The organism is Pseudomonas chlororaphis subsp. aurantiaca, assembly GCF_013466605.1.
GTDB classification, from domain to species: Bacteria; Pseudomonadota; Gammaproteobacteria; order Pseudomonadales; family Pseudomonadaceae; genus Aquipseudomonas; species Aquipseudomonas chlororaphis_I.
Window position 1 is genome coordinate 3,129,398 of record NZ_CP059162.1, and the last position, 18,214, is coordinate 3,147,611.

Annotated in this window: 14 protein-coding genes; 6 read left to right on the forward strand and 8 right to left on the reverse strand. The window is 63.6% G+C overall.

Features of this window, described 5'->3' with window-relative positions; genetic code table 11:
- Positions 1-100 precede the first annotated feature (100 nt).
- The 3 genes from H0I86_RS14325 to H0I86_RS14335 all read right to left on the reverse strand — a co-directional run bounded on the left by H0I86_RS14325 (position 101) and on the right by H0I86_RS14335 (position 4,243).
- Entirely contained in the window at positions 101-2,929 is a 2,829-nt protein-coding gene (locus tag H0I86_RS14325; protein ID WP_180925516.1) for a DUF5801 repeats-in-toxin domain-containing protein, read from the reverse strand.
- Positions 2,930-3,102: 173 nt separating this feature from the next.
- Positions 3,103-3,567 carry a VOC family protein gene (locus H0I86_RS14330; RefSeq protein WP_180925517.1) on the reverse strand — a complete coding sequence of 155 codons (465 nt, stop codon included), beginning with the start codon at positions 3,565-3,567 and terminating at the stop codon, positions 3,103-3,105.
- A 169-nt stretch (positions 3,568-3,736) separates the two neighbouring features.
- Positions 3,737-4,243 carry a hypothetical protein gene (locus H0I86_RS14335; protein ID WP_180925518.1) on the reverse strand — a complete coding sequence of 169 codons (507 nt, stop codon included), beginning with the start codon at positions 4,241-4,243 and terminating at the stop codon, positions 3,737-3,739.
- A 321-nt stretch (positions 4,244-4,564) separates the two neighbouring features.
- Here H0I86_RS14335 and H0I86_RS14340 point away from each other — a divergent pair, with 321 nt between their 5' ends.
- Complete coding sequence (locus H0I86_RS14340) at positions 4,565-5,563, forward strand: acyltransferase family protein (protein WP_180925519.1); 999 nt, start codon at positions 4,565-4,567, stop codon at positions 5,561-5,563.
- A 159-nt stretch (positions 5,564-5,722) separates the two neighbouring features.
- On the opposite strand, the gene H0I86_RS14345 is transcribed toward H0I86_RS14340, so the two are convergent.
- Positions 5,723-7,462 (reverse strand): dipeptidase, encoded by a 1,740-nt coding sequence (locus H0I86_RS14345; RefSeq protein WP_180925520.1) that lies wholly within the window; start codon positions 7,460-7,462, stop codon positions 5,723-5,725.
- Positions 7,463-7,709: 247 nt separating this feature from the next.
- Positions 7,710-8,945: a 3-(3-hydroxy-phenyl)propionate transporter MhpT gene (mhpT, locus tag H0I86_RS14350; protein WP_180925521.1), complete on the reverse strand. Its 1,236-nt coding sequence runs from the start codon at positions 8,943-8,945 to the stop codon at positions 7,710-7,712.
- Between the two features lie 331 nt (positions 8,946-9,276).
- Here mhpT and H0I86_RS14355 point away from each other — a divergent pair, with 331 nt between their 5' ends.
- Entirely contained in the window at positions 9,277-10,587 is a 1,311-nt protein-coding gene (locus H0I86_RS14355; protein ID WP_180925522.1) for an OprD family porin, read from the forward strand.
- A 171-nt stretch (positions 10,588-10,758) separates the two neighbouring features.
- On the opposite strand, the gene H0I86_RS14360 is transcribed toward H0I86_RS14355, so the two are convergent.
- The gene (locus tag H0I86_RS14360; protein ID WP_180925523.1) at positions 10,759-11,250 is read right to left on the reverse strand and encodes a MarR family winged helix-turn-helix transcriptional regulator; all 492 of its coding nucleotides are present in this window, start codon (positions 11,248-11,250) and stop codon (positions 10,759-10,761) included.
- Positions 11,251-11,463: 213 nt separating this feature from the next.
- Here H0I86_RS14360 and H0I86_RS14365 point away from each other — a divergent pair, with 213 nt between their 5' ends.
- From H0I86_RS14365 to souR, 4 genes are all read left to right on the forward strand, one after another.
- On the forward strand, positions 11,464-12,294 hold the full coding sequence (locus tag H0I86_RS14365) for a p-hydroxycinnamoyl CoA hydratase/lyase (protein ID WP_180925524.1): 831 nt from the start codon (positions 11,464-11,466) through the stop codon (positions 12,292-12,294).
- A gap of 108 nt (positions 12,295-12,402) precedes the next feature.
- Positions 12,403-13,851: an aldehyde dehydrogenase gene (locus tag H0I86_RS14370; protein WP_180925525.1), complete on the forward strand. Its 1,449-nt coding sequence runs from the start codon at positions 12,403-12,405 to the stop codon at positions 13,849-13,851.
- Positions 13,852-13,950: 99 nt separating this feature from the next.
- Entirely contained in the window at positions 13,951-15,834 is a 1,884-nt protein-coding gene (locus tag H0I86_RS14375) for a feruloyl-CoA synthase (RefSeq protein ID WP_180925526.1), read from the forward strand.
- Between the two features lie 387 nt (positions 15,835-16,221).
- Complete coding sequence (gene souR / locus H0I86_RS14380; protein WP_180925527.1) at positions 16,222-17,238, forward strand: transcriptional regulator SouR; 1,017 nt, start codon at positions 16,222-16,224, stop codon at positions 17,236-17,238.
- Between the two features lie 19 nt (positions 17,239-17,257).
- On the opposite strand, the gene H0I86_RS14385 is transcribed toward souR, so the two are convergent.
- Together H0I86_RS14385 and H0I86_RS14390 are read right to left on the reverse strand one after the other, a co-directional pair.
- The gene (locus H0I86_RS14385; protein WP_180925528.1) at positions 17,258-17,740 is read right to left on the reverse strand and encodes a DUF4265 domain-containing protein; all 483 of its coding nucleotides are present in this window, start codon (positions 17,738-17,740) and stop codon (positions 17,258-17,260) included.
- A gap of 96 nt (positions 17,741-17,836) precedes the next feature.
- A complete protein-coding gene (locus tag H0I86_RS14390; RefSeq protein WP_180925529.1) occupies positions 17,837-18,214 on the reverse strand; it encodes a c-type cytochrome in 378 nt (125 codons plus the stop codon).

The window sequence follows — 18,214 nt, forward strand, 5'->3', positions numbered from 1 at the left end:
CGTTCGGCGCGGCAAGCATTGCAGCCAGGCCTATTGAGGCTGCAAAAAAAAGCGAGGGCGGTTTCCAGGCCGCCCTCGCTTGGGTTTGCCGTGCCAGGTTTCAGACGCTGGCCAGGACAATATCGGTATTGAGCAGATCGACTCCGAGCAGGGTAATGGTCGTCAATTGCCCGCCGGTCTCGGCCACCGTCACGATGCTGTCGGCACCGGCGTTGTCGACCGATTGCACGACGGCGCCCGGGTCACCGATGAGCACCACAGCATCCCGTTGGCCCGGGCCCGCATCGAAGCCGCTGACCTGATACTGGTTCTCGGCCACCGACAGGTCGATGTTGAAGGCATCCCGCTCACCCGTGGTACCCACCAGCCTGAAGTCGAAGGTCTGGTCGCTCGGGTCGTTGGCGAACAGGTTGGCGTCGAACGCGCTGGTCGCGGTGTCGCCGTCCTTGTCTGTCACCGTCGCGTTGAACGCCAGCTGGATATCGCTGGCCAGGCTCTGGGTTTCCTTGATGAACTGGATCACCGGGACCTTGATCGTGCCCAGGCCCATCGTCAGTTGGACGGCGTCGATCAGGTGGCTGCCATCCCACTGGACGGTGAAGGATGTCTGGCCTCCGGCCTCCGCCTGCAGGTCGGCGGCCTGCACCTTGATGGGCGCGCCCGAGGTCGTGCCGTTGTCGTAGTAGATCGTGTAGTACAGCTCTTCGGTGGCCGGGTTGTAGCCCTGCACCGAGTTGTCGATAAAGATCTTCATACTCGTCAACAAGGTCTCGGGGTTGATCACGAAACTCTCGTCACCGGCATTGATGCCGGCGGTGGTGTTGCCCTCCAGGTTGTTGTTGGCGATACCGATGCCCGAGGTGCTGACGTTCATGGCCGCCGAGCCGATGAACGACGGCAGGGGGTCGGTCTGCAACTGCGCTTCGGTAGGGTCGGGCGCCCCGAGCCCGATACCGGTGAGGATGCTGTTATCGCCGGTTTGCGGCGCCAGTGGATTGGCGGCGAAGAACACCACATCTTCGCTGCCGATTATCAGTGTGCGCACCGGGTCCGGCCCGCCGGCAGCCAGCGAGCCGTCGGCACTGCTGAGGACGATGGTCGAGCGGAAACCTTCCTCCAGGTCCAGGGCATAGGTGCCGTTGGCGTAGGCGCTCAGGGTGTAATGGACAGTGGTATCGGCGGTGGCCGCGTTGTTGTCGAAATCACCGGTCAGGGTTCCGGCGAACTGGTAGGCGCCATTGCCATCGGGTGAAGGCGACTGCTCGACGAGGGTCCCGGTGCCGATGGTGGTGGTGTTGTCCGGCCGGACCAGGGTGAACTGGTCGTTCAGCAGCGAAATGTCCAGGCCGGTCACCCCGAGCCCGTCGGCGCCGGCCGCCATGTTCCAGTAGCCTTGTTGCGCCAGCTGGGTGCCGGTGCCGATCAGGTTGCCGAAGGCCAGGGTCGGCCCATCGTCCTCGAAGATCATGTGCGAGCCGATTTCGGCGGTGGTGGTGGAGGCTTGGCGCAGGGTGAGGCCACCAATGTCGAAGTCGGCGTGGGTATTGCCCTTGGCGTCGAGGGCTGCGCCGTTCTCGATCAGCACGCGGTTGTGGTCCGCGGCCGTGGTGTATTCAATCTGGTAGCCGGCCTTGACGCCGGTGACGGTGGCTACGCCGCCAGAAAAGCTGATGGCAATGCTTGGATCATTCACCGAGCCGTCCGAGTTTTCGATCACCAGCCCGGTGGCGATGTTGATCACCCGAACATTGGTGATGGCCACCGACGTATCGTTGGCATAGCCGTTGACGAAGTTCACGCCGCTTTCAACCGCGGTATTGAAGGCGCTGATCTTGACTACGGCACTCTTGCCGCCTTGCAGTTGCACGATATCGAAATTGGCCGCCTTGACATTAAACATCGCGGTGAAGTCGATGTTGGCTTCGACGTCGGCTTCGTTCTGATCCAGGTTGGGAATGGTCACGTCCTGCCGGGCGCCGGTGACGAAGGTAAAACGAATGCCTTCCTGTTCCGTGATCATCTGGCTGTTGGTGCCGAAGGTGGTCGGGCCACCCGCCTGGCTGGTGTTGACGGTGTCGCCGGTGTTGATGCTGGCGCCCGATGACTGGTCGGCGGGGTCCTTGCCGGTGGCGATGATCGTCGGATCGCTGATCCGCAACACACCCCCATCATCGACCACCGTCGGGTTGGCCTTGGTGAACATCAGGAACAGGTTCTGCCCGGAAGGCGCATTGGCCAGGTTGAACGTCAGGTCCTGGCTGGCGCCGATAAACACCTTGTCCAGCAGGTTGAGGGCATCGTCCGGGTTGCTGGCGTCCGGATGCTTGAGCGGCTGGTATTCCACGGTCCAGATCTTGCCGCCCGACAGCGGCGACCCGGTTTCTTCGATATAGGCCGCGAACACGATCGCGCCGTCAGGGCCGCCGGCCCGGCCCAGCAGGATGTTGTTGTCCGTATCGGTATAGAGAAGGATGTCGATGCCATCGAGGGTATCGAGGCCGCTGTCCAGGCCATTGAGCGGTCCACCGAGGCTGTCGGTGAAGCTGATATCGACATTGATCGCGCCGGGCGCCAGGTTGAGGGTGAAGGCATTGCTGCCGGTGTCGCCCACGGCGCCGGTATAACCGCTCAAGGCGGCGTCCGTTGCGGTACCGACGCCAAGGGCGGTCAGCCGGGTGGCGAAGGCCGAGGGCAGGGCGGCCAGCAGGATGTCATTGTCGTCGGCGTCCCCCGCAGGGGCTGGCGTGGCCGTGGCGTTCTGCAACCCGGCGGTTTCGTCCAGGGCAACGTCGACACCGGTCGCTACCACGACCGGAGCGCCATCCGTCAGGGCGGTGGTGGTCAGTGGGTCGTTGCTGGGGAAGACGGGGTACAGATCGGTAGAGGTATCAGCGGTCAGGTCGGTGGTGGGGGACTGGGGTGTGGTCATGGCAGGCTCCTCGGCGGTTCTAGTTGTGGGGGCCGCACCTGGGCCCCTCTGCTGGCAGGTGTCACAACTATGGGGATGCGCCGGAGGTTGCGCATTGGCCGATTCTCCCAGGCGGCCTGGGAGTTTCAGCCTATGCGGCGGGGGAAAACGGGGGAGCGCTGGCGCCTGTTGCCTTATCTGTCCCCGGCGAATGCCTCCTCGATGAAGGCTTCCAGCTCGGTCTCTTCAAGCAGCTCGATGGAAAAATGCCCGAAGCGTTTCGGTAGCCAGAGGATGCGCGTCCCGCTGGGCGATTGCAGATTGTCGCGCGACAGGGGGTTGCCGTTCTCGTCTTCCGGCTGTACCCCCGCGGCCAGCAACTCGTCGTAGGCGGACTCGATGTCCGGCGTGGAATAGCAGTGACGGTAGATCGTGCCTTCGCCGTTGCTGTCCATCAGCGTCTTGAGATTACCGGCAAAGGGTTGCACCAGCATCAGGCGCTCGGTGCCGAACCCGACGATCGCATAACGCACATGCAGGCCGTCGCGCTGCCAATCCAGGGTCCTGGAAATCCTCGCGCTGAAGACCCGGGCGTAATACGCACAGGCTTGCTCGAGGTCTTTGACGAGCACATCCACATGGCTGAATTTCAATTTCAATGGCTTCTCCTTTTTCCCTGGTGCGATTCGTTTGCCGCAGATCCGGGCAGGCTACCCATTGGCTGCCTCTGGATGCACAAAAAAGCCACTCACTAGAGTGGCTTTTTTCATGCCCGAGAGCTGGCCCCGCAGCCAAACAGTCTTGTCGCAGGACGCTCGAAGCCTCGGCTCAAGGTTTCGGCGGTGGGGTAAAGGTGCCTGGGCAATACGCTGCCTTCCCGTAGTTCTGGGTTTTCTTGACGATTTCGCTCAGGTCCGCTGCGCTGTTGAAGTCATAGGCATAGATCCCAAGCTCAGGGTCGAAGAAGAACAGGTTGGTGGTGTTCTTGTAGATGCCCATCGCATGTCCGCCGCCGGCCACACTGTGGCCCTCGGCGGACACGAAGATGAAGTTCCCTGCCTTCAGGGCCTTCAGCGAATCCACCGTGGTCGGCACCGGGTTGAACGGGTCGAAACTTGAAGTAGGCAGCAGCATGGGGGGCAGCAGGAAAACGAACGTCTCTCCGTCTTCCACCTGATCCTGCAGATCATCGCATTGCTGGGGTGTCAGCTTCATGGCCTGGGCCAGGCCGGAGTTATCGATGGCCGCCAGCCACTTCATCACGGCCGCCTCGCAAACCCCGTGGGGGTGCCGATCGGTTCTGTTGACCCATTTGACTAATAGTTTTCCGCTCATGACCGCTCCTTGGTGATGCCTCTGTCCAGTTGTCCGGTGCGTTGAATGCCTGGCTCGCCGCAGGCGCGACGAAGTCCGGGTTGCTTCAGCCGTTGCAAACAGCCTGTTGAGGTATAGATCGGCTTTTTGGCCTTAACAAGACGCTCACGACCGCGACGCGATGACCGGTGTCGTGGCCTTGTCTGCCGGCATGACTGAAGGTGCCAATACCGATCGCCAAAGGTTGTGGCAGCCCCTTGGAACGCCGCGAAAAAACCTGTCTTCCCCACGCAAAGCAGGGTAGTTTACGCGCCACAATTACAAGGACGTTTGGGGTCGCGAGTGGGTGCGTATCGTCTGTTGTTGGCTGTTCTGGTTGCTGTTTCACATATGGGCAAGACATTCCTGGGGCTCAATCCCGGGGTGATCGCCGTGATTTCCTTCCTGATCATCAGCGGTTTCGTGATGACCTCGCTGATCGAGCGCAGCTACCAGGCGCCGGGAAAAATCGGCCTGTTCTACCTGGACAGGGCCTTGCGGCTTTACCCGCAATTTCTGTTCTACTTTGCCGCCTCCTGCGCGGTGATCTATTTCCTGCTGCCCGGCACGCCGCAAGCCGCCGAGCTGACACTCGGGAACATCGCCGCCAGCCTGCCGATCGTGCCCCTGGGGTTCTATATGTTCGGGGCGGCCGGTGTGGAGATCTTGCCACCGGCCTGGTCGCTGGGGCTGGAGATGTGCTTCTACCTGGTGATCCCGTTCCTGATCCTCTACGGCGTGCGCGGCGCTGCCTTTGCCCTGTCTGTGGCGGTCTTCCTCGCCGCGTGCCTGGGCTTCATCGACACCGACCTGTACGGCTACCGGCTATTGCCCGGTGTGCTGTTCATGTTCCTGTGCGGCAGCTACCTGTACCAGGCGCGGGCGAAGGGGCTGCTGATCGCTGGCGGCAGCGCCGTGGCTGCGGCGATGATCTTCGTGGCGATCATGGCCGGCTGGATAGAGCGCCGGCCGTTCAATGCCGAGGTGACCGCCGGCCTCGCGCTGGGCGTGCCCGCGGTGTACCTGCTGACGAAGCTCGGATTCCACCGGATCGACGAGCTCCTCGGGAACATCAGCTACGGCGTGTTCCTCAATCACTTTGTGGTCATGTACCTGCTGCGTGCGTTCTGGCCGGTGGCCTACGAGGCGCCCATCGTTGCCAGCGTGCTGGCGCTGTCGCTGTTATTCAGCGGCGTTTCGTACTACTGCATCGAACGGCCGGCGTTGAAGCTTCGCCATGGGCTTCGGGGCGGCGCGAGGTATGAGGCGGGGGCGGCGCAGGGGCGGGAAGTGGCGGCTTGATGCTGGGGGCTGGTGTTTTTGAGCGCCACCTGACCGGATCGATCACCGGGCATCTGTCCGGCGGTGCACCAGATCGGGGGGAGGGAATCGAAAGTCGCCCATGACGGCGCGACCCGATCGGCACGAGTGGACCCGCCAGGGCGGCGGGTCCGAAAGGGCTCAGAGTCTCGGCAGCTGGCCGATGCGACCGAACATTTCAGTGACGATCTGCAGGTCCAGCTGGAACTGCTCGACGGTCTTGAACTCGTTGTCGTTGTGGCCGGTGTACTTGACCTCGGGACGGGCCAGGCCGAATTGCACGCCGTTGGGCAGTTCATGCACCGAGGTGGCGCCGGCGGAGGTGCCGAACTTGTGCTGCATGCCCAGGTTCTCGCTGGCCACCGCCAACAGCGCCTTGACCCATTCACCCTCGGGGTTGCGGTACATCGGCTCGGCGATCTTGTAGTCGAAGTTCACCGCGACCTGGTTCTTCTTGCTCCAGGCGGCCAACTTGTCGGCAATTTCCTGTTTCAGCACCTCCGGGGTCTTGCCCTTGGGCACGCGCAGGTTGACCGCCAGCTTGAAGGCCTGTTCATCCTGGCCGACATAGGTCAGGGAGGTGGTCAGTGGGCCCATGAAGTCATCGGCGAAACCGACCCCCAACTTGTTGCCCAGGTAGTCCAGGCCCCAGTTGTCGGCGGCGTAGCGGGCCGCGTCGGTGATCGGGTTGTGCTTGAGCGCGACCTTGCCGTCGAGGCTGTTGATGAAGTCGAGCATGCGCGCCACCGGGTTGACCCCGGACTCGGGCTCGGAGGAGTGGGCGGACACGCCGGTGACTGTCAGCTTGACGTCCTTGCCTTCGACCTTGGCGGCCACGCTGAAGTCGCCGCCGTGGGCCTTGGCGTATTCGCTGCCGGCCTTCTGCAGGCTGGCGGCCAGTTCGGCGGGCTGGTCGGTCACCAGGGTGGCGACCGAGGCGCCCGGGATCTGGTTGGTGGCCAGGCCGCCGGTCATCGAGACGATCTCCGCGCCTTTGCCTTCGGCGGTACGCCGCGGGAAGCTGGCCATGACGGTGCCGTAGCCTTTCTCGGCGATCACCACCGGGTAGCCGCCATCCAGCGCCAGGTTGTAGTTGGGCGTCGGGTTGCGTTCGAAGTAGTAGGGGATGGCGTCGCCGCTGGTTTCCTCGGTGGTGTCCACCAGCAGCTTGAAGTTGCGCGCCAGCGGCAGCTTCTCTTCCTTGATGATCTTCATGGCGTACAGGGCCACGACTATGCCGTTCTTGTCGTCCTCGGTGCCGCGGCCGTACATGCGGTCGCCGACCAGGGTGACCTTGAACGGGTCGAGCTTGGTGCCGTCCTGCAGCACCCAGTTCTCCGGCGTCACCGGCACCACGTCGGCATGGGCGTGGATACCCACCACTTCTTTGCCGCTGCCTTGCAGGGAGATCTCGTAGACGCGGTTGTCGATGTTGCGAAAGTTCAGGTCGAAGCCCTTGGCCAGGGCCTGGATCTTGTCGGCGATCTTGAGGAACTCGGGGTTCTCGTGCTGGGGCACGCCGTCGACGCGCACGGTGGGGATGGCCACCAGTTCGCGCAGGGTTTCGGTGGCGGCCTTGCCGTATTTCACCCGCGCATAGAGGCCCAGCAGGCGATGGATCTCGTTCTGCTGCTCGGCGGAAAGCGCCTTGTTGTCGAGAAAGGCATTGATGGCCGGGCTGAGGTTGGCGTTCTTGGCCAGCTCGCTCTTGCCCAGGGTGTCGAGGAACTGGCGGAAGTCCTTGACCGAGGCATCGGCGAAGCTCTTGAGGATCGCCGCGTTCTGCTGCGGGGTGATGTTGGCGTGGGCGGTGGTGGTGAAGGCTGACAGGCTGGCCAGCATCAGGGTGGCCGCGGCCAGTTGCTTGAGGGAGAAATCCATTGCGGGAGGCGTTCCTTGCAGATTGTTAGGAAGTTCTGATCAACCTTCCCAACCTAACATCACGAGGGAAGGCTACGGGAGCCCCCGAAGTGGGATCTGTCGCACAGAAATGCAAAAGCGGCGCAGAAACGAAAAAGCCCCGGGAGGGGCAGTCCTGAGCGTTCCGCGCGGGCGGGGCGCTGTTTCAGCCTGGGCAACCGCGTTGCGACGGCAGTCAACCAGGCTGATGTCCTGCTGGGTCAAGGCTTCAGGGTTTGGGTGCGGCCGGGTTCGCCGCAGCCAACCCGGGTTCGACCCGCGACGCCGGGCGGGCGATCACGCTGATGATGCTCAAGGCGGCAATCACCAGGCCCGGCGAGGTCGCCAGCAAGACCCCGCTGGTGCCGGCGCCGGCCGCGAGGATCTGCCCGGCGGCCAGGGGGCCGGCCACCGATCCCAGGCGGCCGATGGCTACCGCGGCACCGACGCCGGTGGCGCGCACCAGGGTCGGGTACGAGGGTGGGGCCAGGGCGTACAGCACCAGTTGCGCGGCCATCACGAACAGCCCCGCGGCGAACCCGGCGCAGGCCATGGGCAGCAGGCCCGCCGACAGGCCGACCCCGGCCAGCGCCGCGAGCAGCCCGGCGTAGACGAACAGCACCACCTTGATGCCGTTGCAGCGATCCAGCAGCAGGCCGCCGAGCAGCGAACCGAGGGCGCCGCCGAGGTTGAACAGCATCTGCACCAGCCCGGCCTGGGGTTTGCTGAAGCCTTGTTCCAGCAGCAACGACGGCAGCCAGTTGAGCAGCATGTACATCACCGTCAGGGTGAAGAAATAGCTCAGCCACAAGGCCAGGGTGGTGCGCGCCCGGCCTTCGCCGAACAGCGCCTGGCCGGTGGAGATGCGGGTCAGGCCGGGGTTGCCTTGTTGCTGGCGAAAGGCGCTGGACTCGGGCAGCAGCAGGAGCATCAGCGGCACCACCAGTAGCGGCGCCAGGCCGCCGACGATAAAGGTCGCCTGCCAATGATCGGTGAACAGCATGGCCACCAGCGCCGCCAGGGCGCCACCCAGGGGTACCCCGGCGTACATGATGCTGATGGCGGTGCCACGGCGTTGCTCGCCCGCGGCCTCGGCGCACAGGGCGATCAGGTTGGGCAGGGCGGCGCCCAGGCCCAGGCCGGTCATGAAGCGCGCCAGCAGCAGGCCCGAGAGGCTGGCGACATAGGCGGTGGCGAGGGAGAACAGGCCGAACAGCAGCACGGCGCCGATGAGGATTTTCTTGCGGCCGATGCGATCGGCGATCCAGCCGCCGAAGAAGGCGCCGGGCAGCAGGCCGACGATCCCGGCGCTGAACACCCAGCCCAGCATTCTCGGGTCCAGGGCGAAGCTCTGGCGCAGGCCCGCGGCGGCGGTGCCGGCGGCTTGCAGGTCGAAGCCTTCGATCAGGGCAACGATAAAACACAGGGCGATGGTCAGCGTCGTGCGACGCGATGGAGTGTCCATGGCAAACCTCATTGTTGTTTTTGTTGGGGGCGGACGCAGTGGAACGCGCCTGTTCGCTCGAGCGTTGGCAGGCGAAATTAAGATTAACAAAGATAACTAAAAATTGAAGGGTGGCCGGATCAGCCTGAAAGATCGATTTAGTTTTATGTAAATCAATTACTTATCGGTCTTGTCCGGTGTTATCTGGTAAATAGATAATAATATTAATGTTCGATTATCGGTCATTATGGATTGACGCCAGCCCTTGGCTGTTTCCATTCTCTGGCCGTGGACGCCTGCCATGGCCAGGCGATCCCGTTCCGCAAAACAACAACAATAAGTGGACTCGAACATGCCGAACCTCTCACGCAACGCCCTCGCGGCGCCGCTGGCCCTACCTGTTCGCCTGTGCTGCCTGGCCCTCTCGGGGCTGGGCGTGGTGGCCGCTCCGGCGCAGGCCGCGGGCTTTATCGACGACAGCCACGGCACCCTGACCCTGCGCAATTACTACCTCGACCGCGACTACAAGGACGACGGCGCGAAAACCGCGGCCCGGGAATGGGCCCAGGGGGCGATCCTGAACCTGGAGTCGGGCTTTACCCCGGGGACCGTCGGCTTCGGCATGGATGCCCGCGGGCTGCTGGGGATCAAGCTCGACTCGGCGCCGGACCGCAGCGGCACCGAACTGCTGCCGGTGTCGGCCAGCGACAAGCGCGCGGCGGACGAGTATTCGCGCCTGGCGATGACCGCCAAGCTGCGCCTGGCCCAGACCAGCGTGAAGACCGGCGATGTGTCGATCTTCCTGCCGTTCGCCTTTGCCAGCCCGTCGCGGCTGCTGCCGCAGACCTTTCGCGGCACCACCCTCAGCTCCAAGGACATCGACGGCCTGACCTTTAACACCGGCTATATCGATCGCATCAACAAGCGCGACTCCACCGACTACCAGGCGCTGAGCATCGCTTCGCCGAACCGGCGCTTCAACGGCGCGGTCACTTCGTCGCACATGGCTTACCTGGGGGGCGATTACCAGGTCGATCCGGACCTCAGCCTGCGCGCCTACCACGCCGAAGTGGCGGACCTCTACCAGCAGGACACCCTGGCCCTGCTGCATAACTTCAAGCTCGGGGACGGGGTGCTGAGCAGCGACCTGCGCAGTTTCTTCAGCCGCGAAGACGGCAGCGCCAAGGCCGGCAAGGTGGACAACCGCAATCTTTCGGCGCTGTTCGCCTATCGCTGGGGCGGGCATCGATTGAGCCTGGGCTACATGCACGCCAGCGGCGATACGGCGACGCCATATCTGTCGGGCACCGAGTTGATGGGCATGAGCGAACTGACCATGAGTTCCGATTTTCTCAATGCCCGGGAACGCACCTGGCAGGCCATCTACGACTACGATTTCGCCGCCGCCGGGCTGCCCGGGCTGAAGAGCCGCCTGCGCTACGTGCGCGGCGACCATATCGAACTGGCGGCGCTGAATGCCGAGGATCGCAAGGAGCGGGAGTTCCAGATGGAACTGGGGTACGTGATCCAGAGCGGGCCGCTGAAGAACCTCGGGCTGCTGGCGCGCAAGTCGATCTACCGCAACGATTTTCCCGCCGGCGCGGCGTTCCGCGATGAAAACCAGACCCGCTTCCTGGTGCTCTACACGCTGCCGATCTGGTAACGCCAGCCGCACCACCGGCCCTGTAGCCGCTGCCGAGCCCGCGAGGCTGCGATCGGCAACGCAGTTGCCGCAAAACCTGCATCCGCGATCTGCCTGAATAAAGGCGTTCGCCGGGTTGCGACGGCTGCGCCGCCGATCGCAGCCTGCGGCAGCGGCTACAGGGATCGCGGGTTACTGTTGATAGACCTTTTTCAGCAGCCTGAGCAGTTCTTCGCGTTCCCGGTCGTCGAGGGAGGCGGTGGCGTCCTGGTCGCTCTCGGCGGCGATCAGCTTCAGTTCCTTGAGCAGGGTCTCGCCGGTCTTGCTGAGAAAGATCCCGTAGGAGCGCTTGTCCGGTTTGCAGCGCACCCGCACCGCCAGCGCCCGTTCTTCCAGCTTGTTCAGCAACGGCACCACCTGCGGCGGCTCGATGGCCAGCGCCCGGGCCAGGTCGGCCTGCATCAGCCCGGGATGTTGCTCGATGATCGCCAGGGCCGAGAACTGCGCCGGCCGCAGGTCGTGGCTCGACAGGCGGCCAATCAGGTTCTGGAACAGTTTCAGCTGCGCCCGGCGCATGGCGTAACCGATCAGGTCGTCCAGGGCAGAGTCCAGGGGCGCCTGGGTTTCGCTGTCGGCGACGGGAGCCTCGGCGGCGGTGGCTATCTTGTTGGAAGACTTGGCCATTGCAGGGGAAATCCTCGGGCTGGCAGTTAAGAAGGCTATCTAGTTTGCCGGGATTGACGGGGGATAGCCATGGCCGATGGCAGATGTCTTGCTGTTGAAGCGCTCCGGGCACTTGGGAAATGTTTGTTAATTTTATTAATAGTTAATTGACATAACTAATTAGGCGATTTAGTTTTTGCCCATCTCAAGCCAAGAACAAAGAGAGCAATCGCCATGAGCAACTACGAAGGTCGCTGGACAACCGTCAAGGTCGAGATCGAAGAGGGGATCGCCTGGGTCATCCTCAACCGTCCGGAAAAACGCAACGCCATGAGCCCGACCCTGAACCGCGAGATGGTCGAGGTGCTGGAGACGCTGGAGCAGGATCCGGCCGCCGGTGTGCTGGTGCTGACCGGCGCGGGCGAGGCATGGACCGCGGGCATGGACCTCAAGGAATACTTTCGCGAAGTGGATGCCGGCCCGGAAATCCTCCAGGAAAAAATCCGCCGCGAGGCCTCGCAATGGCAATGGAAGCTGCTGCGCATGTACGCCAAGCCGACCATCGCCATGGTCAACGGCTGGTGCTTCGGCGGCGGCTTCAGCCCATTGGTGGCCTGCGACCTGGCGATCTGCGCCGATGAAGCGACCTTCGGCCTCTCGGAAATCAACTGGGGTATCCCGCCGGGCAACCTGGTGAGCAAGGCCATGGCCGACACCGTGGGCCATCGCCACTCGCTGTACTACATCATGACCGGCAAGACCTTCGGCGGGCAGAAAGCCGCCGAGATGGGCCTGGTCAACGAGAGCGTGCCGCTTGCGCAACTGCGCGAAACCACCGTCGGGCTGGCGCGCAACCTGCTGGAGAAGAACCCGGTGGTGCTGCGGGCCGCCAAGCATGGCTTCAAGCGCTGCCGCGAGCTGACCTGGGAGCAGAACGAGGATTACCTGTACGCCAAGCTCGACCAGTCGCGCCTGCTGGACACCGAAGGCGGCCGCGAGCAGGGCATGAAGCAGTTCCTTGACGACAAGAGCATAAAACCCGGCCTGCAGGCTTACAAACGCTGATGCAAACCCGGCGGGCGGCAGCGTCCGCCCACTGTTCGGCGCAGCGCCCAGGCGCCGGCGTGAACCGCTCCACTGTATTCCCGATAAAGACAATAAAGAGGAATCACCATGCTGGACGTGCCCCTGCTGATCGGCGGCCAGTCGTGCCCCGCCCGCGACGGTCGAACCTTCGAACGGCGTAACCCGGTGACCGGCGCAGTCGTCTCGCGCGTCGCCGCCGCCACCCTGGAAGACGCGGACGCCGCGGTGGCCGCGGCCCAGGCGGCATTCCCGGCCTGGGCGGCGCTGGCGCCCAATGAACGGCGCAGCCGCCTGCTGCGCGCGGCCGGGCAATTGCAGGCCCGTAGCGCGGAGTTCATCGCCGCGACCGGCGAGACCGGGGCCATGGCCAACTGGTACGGCTTCAATGTGCAGCTGGCGGCGAATATCCTGCGCGAAGCCGCCTCCATGACCACCCAGATCAATGGCGAGGTCATCCCCTCCGATGTTCCCGGCAGCTTCGCCATGGCCCTGCGCCAGCCGTGCGGCGTGGTGCTGGGCATCGCGCCGTGGAACGCCCCGGTGATCCTCGCCACCCGCGCCATCGCCATACCGCTGGCCTGCGGCAACACCGTGGTGCTCAAGGCGTCCGAGCTGAGCCCGGCGGTGCATCGGCTGATCGGCCAGGTGTTGCAGGAGGCCGGCCTCGGTGACGGGGTGGTCAACGTCATCAGCAACGCCCCCGAGGATGCCCCGGCCATTGTCGAGCGGTTGATCGCCAATCCGGCGGTGCGCCGGGTCAACTTCACCGGCTCGACCCGGGTCGGGCGCATCGTCGGCGAGCTCTCGGCGCGGCACCTCAAGCCGGCCCTGCTGGAGCTGGGCGGCAAGGCGCCGCTGCTGGTGCTGGAGGATGCCGACCTGGATGCCGCGGTGCAGGCCGCGGCCTTCGGCGCCTACTTCAACCAGGGGCAGATCTGCATGTCCACCGAGCGCCTGATCGTCGATGCGCGGGTGGCCGAGGACTTTGTCGCCAGGCTGGCGGCGAAGATCGCCAGCTTGCCGGCGGGCAACCCGGAGGCCGCGGATTCGGTGCTTGGTTCGCTGGTGGACGCCAGTGCCGGCACGCGCATCAAGGGGCTGATCGATGATGCCCTGGGCAAGGGCGCGACCCTGGTCGCCGGTGGCCAATTGGCCGGCAGCATTCTGCAGCCGACCTTGCTCGACGGCGTCACCGACGCCATGCGCCTGTACCGCGAAGAGTCCTTCGGGCCGGTGGCGGTGGTGCTGCGCGGCGAGGGCGACGAAGCACTGCTGCGGCTGGCCAACGACTCCGAGTTCGGCCTGTCGGCGGCGATCTTCAGCCGCGACACCGGGCGCGCCCTGGCCCTGGCGCAACGGCTCGAATCGGGCATCTGCCATATCAATGGCCCGACCGTGCACGACGAGGCGCAGATGCCGTTTGGCGGGGTCAAGGCCAGCGGCTACGGCAGTTTTGGCGGCAAGGCGGCCATCGAGCAGTTCACCCAGTTGCGCTGGATTACCCTGCAGAACGGTCCACGGCACTACCCGATCTGAACTCCGGCCCCCGGACTCAACAATCACAAGGCCCCAGCCCCTGGCTGCCAGGTCCCCGGCCGAGTTCGCCGGCGACGGGCCTTGATGGAGGACAAACACGTGAATTCCGAATTCAGATCGCCAGCGCCGAACGCGGCCGACGCGCCGCCTTATCGCCAGGTGGCCATTGCCCATCCCGCGGTCGAGGTCAGCGAAGAGCAGGGCATCCTGCAGATGCGTTCCCTGGAGCCCCTGGCCGAGCTGCCGACGCGCTTGCTGGACCGCCTGGTGCATTGGGCCTGGGTGCGCCCGCAGCAGACCTTTGTCGCCGCGCGCCAGGACGGCGGCGACTGGCGCCGGGTGAGCTACGCCGAGATGCTGGCCAGCGTGCGGGCCATCGCCCAGAGCCTGCTGGGGTATGGCCTGTCGGCCGAGAAGCCGCTGGTGCTGCTTTCCGGCAACGATATCGAGCACCTGCAACTGGCCCTGGGGGCGATGTACGCCGGCATTCCCTATTGCCCGGTGTCGCCGGCCTATTCGCTGTTGTCCCAGGATTTCGCCAAGCTGCGGCATGTCTGCGACCTGATGCAACCCGGGCTGGTGTTCGTCAGCGATGGCGCGGCCTTCCAGCGGGCGATCGATGCCGTGCTGCCGGGCGACACGCCGCTGATCGTGGTGCGTGGCACCGTGGCGGGCCGGCCGCAGCGCGATTTTTCCAGCCTGTTGCAACACCCCGGCGACGCCGAAGCCGAAGCGGCGTTCGCCGCCACCGGTCCGGACAGCATCGCCAAGTTTCTCTTCACCTCGGGTTCGACCAAGCTGCCCAAGGCGGTGGTCACCACCCAGCGCATGCTCTGCGCCAACCAGCAGATGCTGCTGCAGACCTTCCCGGTGTTCGGCGAGGAACCCCCGGTGCTGGTGGACTGGTTGCCGTGGAACCACACCTTCGGCGGCAGCCACAACCTCGGTATCGTGCTCTACAACGGCGGCACCTTTTACCTGGACGATGGCAAGCCGACGGCCCAGGGTTTTGCCGAAACCCTGCGCAACCTCAAGGAAATCGCCCCCACCGCCTACCTGACGGTGCCCAAGGGCTGGGAAGAACTGGTCAACGCCCTGGAGCAGGACGGCGAGTTGCGCGAGCGCTTCTTCTCGCGCATCAAGCTGTTCTTTTTCGCCGCGGCCGGCCTGTCCCAGAGGGTCTGGGACCGCCTCGACCAAGTGGCCGAAGCCCATTGCGGCGAACGCATCCGCATGATGGCCGGGCTCGGCATGACCGAGGCGTCGCCGTCCTGCACCTTCACCACCGGGCCCTTGTCCATGGCTGGCTATATCGGCCTGCCAGCCCCGGGTTGCGAGGTGCGCCTGGTGCCGGTAGACGGCAAGCTGGAAGGGCGTTTTCGCGGGCCGCACATCATGCCGGGCTACTGGCGCGCGCCGCAGCAGACCGCCGAAGCCTTCGACGAGCAGGGTTTCTACTGCTCCGGCGATGCGCTGAAACTGGTCGACGCCGCCGATCCGCAACTGGGCCTGATGTTCGACGGGCGCATCGCCGAGGACTTCAAACTCGGCTCCGGGGTGTTCGTCAGCGTCGGTCCGTTGCGCAATCGCGCGGTGCTCGAAGGCTCGCCCTATGTGCAGGACCTGGTGGTGACCGCGCCGGACCGCGAATGCCTGGGGGCGCTGGTGTTTCCGCGGCTGTACGAATGCCGGCGGCTGGCCGGCTTGCCCGCGAATGCCAGCGATGCCGAGGTGCTGGCCAGCGCGCCGGTGCGGCGTTGGTTCGGCGATTGGCTGCAACGGCTCAACCGCGAGGCCAGCGGCAACGCCAGCCGCCTGGAGTGGATCGCGCTGCTCGACGAACCGGCCTCCATCGACCGTGGGGAAATCACCGACAAGGGCTCGATCAACCAGCGCGCGGTGTTGCAGTGGCGGGCGGCCAAGGTCGAGGCGCTGTATCGCGGCGAGGAGCCATCGATCCTGCGCGCTGAGCCTGGCCTGTGAGTGTCGCGTCCCCCTGAGGGCCGCAATGTCGCCAGTGCCGTGACCACGGCACTGGACATCACCCGGAAGCGCTTCGCCATCGCCGCCGAGGTCGCCATCTTGCGCAAGAGTCTTTTGGCGCATGGTCATTCGGACCACCTTCGCCTATGACCCGAGCATCCAGGTGGCGCCACAGCGGACCGCTGCGCTGAATGTGCGTTTTCCTCAAGTTGCAATCCACATCCCTGGCGTTCAACTGAGCCGGCTTCTGGCCCACGACTTTTTTCTATAGCCTACGGCTCCGCTTCGCCCGAGCGATGGTGGGTGGCGCGAGCAGGAATTTTTTTGGATGCCTGGATTCGACATACACTGGATCTGCGTTCGGTAGGGTAAAAAAGGCGAGGGCGTATGGCGGTTGAACGACGGGATTTCAGTGGCGGCATGAAGGGCAAGAACCTGAGGTATCTGGAGGAGCTGCGGCTGGCGCCCGCGGCCCACACTCGGGCAGGTTTCCTGCTGCTCGAACACTTCTCGTTGCCGGCCTTCACCCAGGCCCTGGATACCATCATCACCGCCAACCTGCTGCGTCCCGCCTTGTTCTCGACCAAGACCTTTGGCTTGCAGGACGGCGAAGTCACCAGCGATCTCGGGCTGGTGATCCGCCCCGATGCGCGCCTGAGCGCTCCAGCGCTCAAGGATCTCGACCTGCTGGTGATCTGTGGCGGCTACCGCACGGAGCTCAAGGCCGATCCCGAGCTGATCAGCCTGCTCAAGACCGCCGCCGAGCTGGGCATCACCCTGGCCGGGCTGTGGAACGGGGCCTGGTTCCTGGGCGTCTCGGGGTTGCTGGAGGGTTACCGCTGCGCGATCCATCCGGAACACCGCCCGGCGCTGACGGAGATTTCCAAGGTCGCCCATGTCACCAGCGAGGCCTTTGTGGTAGACCGCGACCGGCTCACCGCCTCCAGTCCCGCCGGGGCCTTCCATATGGCCCTGGAGTGGATCAAGGGGCTGTATGGCAAGGCGCTGGTCGAGGGCATCGAGGACATTCTGTCGTTCGAGGAGTCCCGCTACCGGCGCATCAAGCCGACCCTGCATGTCTCGCTGAGCGCGCCCTTGCGCGAGGTGGTCAAGCTGATGGACGCCAACCTGGAAGAGCCGCTGCAAATGGAGCAACTGGCAGAGTATGCCGGGCGTTCCCGGCGGCAGATCGAGCGCCTGTTCAAGGAGCAGCTGGGCACCACGCCACAACGCTATTACCTGGAATTGCGCATCACCGAGGCGCGCCGGTTGCTGCAACACACCGAGCTGTCCCAGGTCGAGGTGCTGGTGGCCTGCGGCTTCGTGTCGCCGAGCCATTTCAGCAAGTGCTACAGCTCGTATTTCGGCTACCGGCCCTCGAAAGAAAAGCGCCTGGTGAAATGACTGCGGGCGTCAGCATCTATCAGTTTTCGAGCCACCAATATAAAAGTGTCTCATCCTCGTCATCATCCAGGTTTTTATAGATATTGCAGTAGTACCACTGAATCTCTGTCCTATCTCGAAACCTGTTAAAGAAGTTGTTGATCTTCTCCATTCCATTGCGCGCGGGAATCGCCAATGACAGGTTTCCCTCAAATACACCATCCAGTGTTCCACCCAGCTCACAAACCACAGCGTTTTCCAGCCGGGCTATTTCTTCTTGAGGAATAGCGTCCGAATAGATCTGGACGCAAAAGTTTCCGCCTCGTTTCAAGACAACGGCAGGTGCTTCTCTGTCTTTGATTGAAACAATATCTCCTCGTGCCAGGTTCAGCGCGATACCCGGAGAGGAGAGCAACTCGTAAGTATCCTGATCGATCTTGCGAGCAGGCAGCTCTTCAAAAAAAGGGCCGTCATCATCTGTTACATAAACTTGAATCAGGACGGTTGCTTCTTTATCGTTCATGCACTGCTCCGTGGATGTAACTCTTTGCTGAATAATTTGCTTGCAACCAACCCTGAAATGGCTCTTGGGTTTCTGTGCCCACATCTCATCTCAAAATCATCGATTTTTTGAAATAACACCCGTCATGTATTGATGCAGGTCGCGCAGATCCTTAATGCTCCAAGCGTGCGGCGGTATCTTTACACCGTTCTCTTGCAAGGTTCTTGGAATCAGGTCTCCATTTGGACGAAGTATGATCGATGACACAATAACGCCCGGATAATCATTGAGCCGTTTCTTGAAAGTGGATGTTGTAAGGTCGGGTGTTGGCGGGTTGCTTTTATTGGCCAAGGGGCCGGTTCCCTTGATATCGGCTCCGTGGCACACGGCACATCTCTGTGAGTAGAGTGTTTTCCCATTGGCATTGTCCGCGAAGGACAGGGGTGTTTGAACGAGCGCTAGAATTCCTAGCGAAGCGATGAATAGTACTTTCAC